The following is a 3,517-nucleotide window of genomic DNA, read 5'->3' on the forward strand; positions in this document are numbered from 1 at the left end:
GGACAACTTCACGTTCAAGGGCGACTTCTACCGCTTCAACGACTACACGCTGAGCCCGAAGCCTTTGCAGAAGCCGCATCCGGAAATCTTCCAGGGCGGCAGCTCGCGCGCGGCGCGCGACAACGCGGCGAGCGTGTCGGACTGGTATTTCACGAACGGCAATACGCCGGAGAACCTGAAGGCGCAGATCGACGACATTCGCGCGAAGGCGGCGGCGAACAACCATCGCGTGCGCATCGGCGTCAATGCATTCGTGATCGCGCGCGACACCGAGGAAGAAGCGAAGGCCGTGCTCGACGACATCATCCGGCATGCGCACGTCGAGGCCGTGCACGCGTTCGGCGATGCGGTGAAGCAGGCCGGCAAGGCGTCGCCCGAAGGCGAAGGCAACTGGGCGAAATCGACGTTCGAGGATCTCGTGCAGTACAACGACGGCTTCCGCACGAACCTGATCGGCACGCCGCAGCAGATCGCCGAGCGGATCGTCGCGCTGAAGGCGATCGGCGTCGATCTCGTGCTGGCCGGGTTCCTGCATTTCATCGAGGAAGTCGAGTATTTCGGCAAGCGCGTGCTGCCGCTCGTGCGCGAACTCGAGGCGCAGCGGCAGGCCGTTGCCGCGTGACGCGGGCCGCCGCCCGCGCGGCGGCACGATGCTTACGCGATGCCCGCCGACTTCGACGCCTCGACGAGCATTTCCACGCCAAGGCCGCCGAGCACCGCGCCCATCGCCCAGCGCTGCGCGAGCAGCAGCGTCGGGCGGCCGTGCAGGAACTTCGCCAGGCTGCCCGAGCAGATCGCCACCAGCCCGTTGGCCGACGCGAATGCGGCGATCAGCAGCGAGCCCAGAAACAAGCGACTGGCCGAACACGCCGCCATGCCCGTAGTCGATGAACTGCGGCAACAGCGACACGAACAGCATCGCGAGCTTCGGGTTCAGCACGCTGGTCGTCGCGCCCATCGCGAGCAGCCGCAGCGGCTGCTCGTTCGGCAACGTCTTCACCTCGAACGGCGAGCGGCCGCCGGGCCGCACCGCCTGCCAGGCGAGGTACAGCAGATAGGTCGCCCCGACCGCGCCCAGCACGCTGCCCGCATAGGGCACGCTCATGAACAGCGTCGTGATGCCGAATGCCGCGGCGAACATGTAGAACAGGTAGCCGAGCATCACGCCCGCGAGCGAAACGAGGCCCGCCGCCCGCCCTTGCGCGATCGAGCGCGACATCACGTAGACCATGTTCGGCCCCGGCGTGACCGCGAGCATGCCGCCGATGACGAGAAACCCGTAGAGCGATCCGGACGTTTGCATGTTTTCCGCTTCCTGCGTCGAGTGAGTGCTGACGGAATTCATTCTCCGGCGATGGAGGTGAACAGTAAAACGGGATAAACTGAATCGATTGATCAGTTTTTCTGAATTCACATGAAGAAGCTCGACCTCGATGTGCTCGCGATGGTGGTGGCCGTCGCGGAATCCGGATCGTTCGCGCAGGGCGCGCAGGCCGTGCACCGGTCGCCGTCGGCGGTGAGCATGCAGATCAGGACGCTGGAAGACGCGCTCGGCAAGCTGCTGTTCATCCGCGACACGCGCAACGTGACGCCGACCGACGACGGCAGGATGCTTGCCGACTACGGCCGCCGGATGCTCGCGATGCGCGACGAGGCGTGGGCGTCGGTCGTGCGCCCGGAGATCCGCGGCCGCGTGACGATCGGCGTGCCCGACGATTACATCTCGTCGCTGCTGCCGCAGGTGCTCGGCAAGTTCGCCGCGATGCATCCGCGTGTGGAAGTGCGCGTGATCGGCCAGCCGAGCAGTGCGCTCGTGCCGATGCTGAAGGACAACACGGTCGACCTCGCGTGCCTGACCCGCGTCAAGGGCGTGTCCGGCGAGCTGATCCGGCTCGAGCCGATCGTCTGGACGGGATCGCCGAAACGGAACGTGTGGGAAGAGCGGCCGCTGCCGGTTGCGCTGTTCTCACATGGCAGCATGGCGCGCGATCATGCGATCAAGGCGCTGAACCGGCGGAAGATTCCGTTCCGGATGTCGTACGAAAGCCCGAGTTTCCTCGGGCTGCTCAGCATGGTCGAGGCCGGCCTCGCGATCGCGCCGCTCGCGCGCTGCTGCGTGCCCGATCACCTGTTGCAGCTGTCGGAGAGCCACGGGCTGCCGTCGCTCGGCGAACTCGAGGTCGTGCTCGCGCGCAGCGCGCAGTCCGCGCGGCCGCCGTGCGACTACCTTGCCGAGCAGATTCTCGGCGAGTGGCGCGCCTGACCGGCACGTCGCCGCAAGCGCGTCAGCACGACGTCAGCAGCCATTCGCGAAACGCGACCAGCGACGGCAGCGTTTCGTTGCCCGGCGGGTAGACGAGGTAATAGCTGCGCTGGCTGGTAATCGCGTCGCCGATCGACACGAGCTCGCCGCGGCTCAATTCGTCCTCCACCAGCACCTTCGGCACCAGCCCGATCCCCATTCCCGCGCGCACGGCCTGGATCAGGTGCGACGTCAGCTCGAAACTCGGACCGATCCGCATCTGGCGATGGTCGAGCCGATAGTGCGAGAACCACTCTGCCCAGGCCTGCTGATTGCTCGTCACGCCCAGCAGCGTCTGCTTTGCGGCCCAGGCTGGCGTGCGCGCGTCGGCCTTGCGGCCGCGGCCCGTGTCGGGCGGCGCGATCGCGATCAGGAATTCGTTGTACAGCCGGTGCGCGTGCAGGCCCGGCCAGGCCGCGCCGACGGTGATTGCCGCGTCGAGGTCGTCGTGGAGGAAATCGATCGCACCGATCCGTGAATGAAGGTGCACGGTCACGCCCGGATGCGCGGCGTAGAAGCCGTGCAGGTGCGGCAGCAGCCATTTCGAGCCGAACGTCGGCAGGGTGGCCAGCCGCAGCGTGCCGGCGCCGGCCTGGTGCGACATCGCCTGCAGCGTCGCGCCGCGGATGCGCCCGAGCGCGCCGCTCAGCTCGGCGAAGTAGCGGCGGCCGACTTCGGTCAGCTTGACCGAGCGGCCCTCGCGCCGGAACAGCGGCACGCCGAGCTGATCCTCGAGCGTCTGCACCTGCCGGCTGATCGCGCTCTGGCTCAGCGACAGTTCTTCGGCCGCACGCGTATAGCTTTCATGCCGCGCGGCGGCCTCGAACACGAGCAGCAGTGACATCGACGGGGTGAGGCGACGGTAATTCATGAGTTTTATGCAAGCTTCGCCGGGTAAGAATTCGTTTGTTTCTGGCGGAATATCGAAAGATACTGCAATTCCCGGTTGGGCGGAAACTTGCCAAAAAATCATGTTTTGGCGTGCGTGAACCGGCCGGCTCCACCCACATTGCGCCTTTGCACCATGTCGATCGCCCCGTTGCCCCGTCCCGCCAGCCCGTCCGCGAACGTTTACCGCGATTTTCTCGCCGCGCTGCAGGCCGCCGGCTTCGCCGGGGAAATCCGCGCGGACCACGCGAACCGGACCGTGCAGGCCACCGACAACTCGATCTACCAGCGCCTGCCGCAGGCGGTGATCTGCCCCGCGCATGCGGA

The 3,517-nt window shown here is 66.6% G+C and carries 4 protein-coding genes and 1 pseudogene; 3 read left to right on the top strand and 2 right to left on the bottom strand.

Annotation, left to right across the window (positions count from 1 at the left end; all coding sequences use genetic code 11):
* Positions 1-622: LLM class flavin-dependent oxidoreductase (locus JMF90_RS29300; RefSeq protein WP_201325767.1), on the top strand; the 622-nt coding region annotated here is incomplete at its 5' end.
* A 32-nt stretch (positions 623-654) separates the two neighbouring features.
* On the opposite strand, the pseudogene JMF90_RS29305 reads toward JMF90_RS29300, so the two are convergent.
* Positions 655-1,303 (bottom strand): annotated as a pseudogene (locus JMF90_RS29305) (LysE family translocator).
* A gap of 111 nt (positions 1,304-1,414) precedes the next feature.
* Between JMF90_RS29305 and JMF90_RS29310 the strand changes: the two are divergent.
* Positions 1,415-2,263 (top strand): LysR substrate-binding domain-containing protein, encoded by an 849-nt coding sequence (locus JMF90_RS29310; protein ID WP_201317218.1) that lies wholly within the window; start codon positions 1,415-1,417, stop codon positions 2,261-2,263.
* A 22-nt stretch (positions 2,264-2,285) separates the two neighbouring features.
* Here JMF90_RS29310 and JMF90_RS29315 read toward each other — a convergent pair whose 3' ends face one another.
* On the bottom strand, positions 2,286-3,173 hold the full coding sequence (locus JMF90_RS29315; RefSeq protein ID WP_201317219.1) for a LysR substrate-binding domain-containing protein: 888 nt from the start codon (positions 3,171-3,173) through the stop codon (positions 2,286-2,288).
* Between the two features lie 153 nt (positions 3,174-3,326).
* Between JMF90_RS29315 and JMF90_RS29320 the strand changes: the two genes are divergently transcribed.
* The coding region (locus JMF90_RS29320; RefSeq protein ID WP_201325768.1) for a hypothetical protein at positions 3,327-3,517 on the top strand (191 nt) is incomplete at its 3' end.

Source organism: Burkholderia sp. E168m23 (assembly GCF_016586125.1).
Lineage (GTDB): Bacteria > Pseudomonadota > Gammaproteobacteria > Burkholderiales > Burkholderiaceae > Burkholderia > Burkholderia orbicola.

Excerpts from the sequence above, each read along its gene's own strand:
- JMF90_RS29310 (WP_201317218.1), top strand. The coding sequence starts at position 1,415 with ATGAAGAAGCTCGACCTCGATGTGCTCGCGATGGTGGTGGCCGTCGCG.
- JMF90_RS29315 (WP_201317219.1), bottom strand. The coding sequence starts at position 3,173 with ATGAATTACCGTCGCCTCACCCCGTCGATGTCACTGCTGCTCGTGTTC.